Here is a 550-nt window from a genome sequence, read left to right on the forward strand (position 1 = left end):
CACCGTTGGCACGCTGACCTACCGCGAAGGCAAAATCACCCGTCTGCTGGAATGGCTGGATGCGGAAGAGGAAAACCTCGAAGGTGCTAGCTTTTATTCCGATTCACGTAACGATTTACCGCTGCTTCTGAAGGTGGATTTCCCACACGTGGTAAACCCGGATCCGGTGCTGCTTGAACACGCAGAAAAGGCCGGCTGGCCAATCCATATCTGGAAGTAACGCAAATCCCCTGTGGGAGCGAGCCTGCTAGCGATGAACGATGACGCGGTTTTCCAGCTGCTTCTGAAGGTGGATTTCCCACACGTGGTAAACCCGGATCCGGTGCTGCTTGAACACGCAGAAAAGGCCGGCTGGCCAATCCATATCTGGAAGTAACGCAAATCCCCTGTGGGAGCGAGCCTGCTAGCGATGAACGATGACGCGGTTTTCCAGTTGAACCGAGTCGCCTGAATCGCGAGCAGGCTCGCTCCCACAGGGGATTTGCGTTACTTCCAGATATGGATTGGCCAGCCGGCCTTTTCTGCGTGTTCAAGCAGCACCGGATCCGGG

The 550-nt window shown here is 55.8% G+C and carries 1 protein-coding gene and 1 pseudogene; both read left to right on the top strand.

The features are described from left to right. Positions 1–220 (top strand): HAD family hydrolase (locus AC1DSG_RS31655; protein ID WP_477794365.1); only part of this gene is annotated, 220 nt, incomplete at its 5' end. A gap of 57 nt (positions 221–277) precedes the next feature. Continuing rightward, a pseudogene (locus tag AC1DSG_RS31660) lies at positions 278–376 on the top strand (HAD family hydrolase); the annotation flags it as partial. Between the last annotated feature and the right edge of the window lie 174 nt (positions 377–550).

It is taken from the genome of Pseudomonas sp. P5_A12 (genome assembly GCF_056400685.1).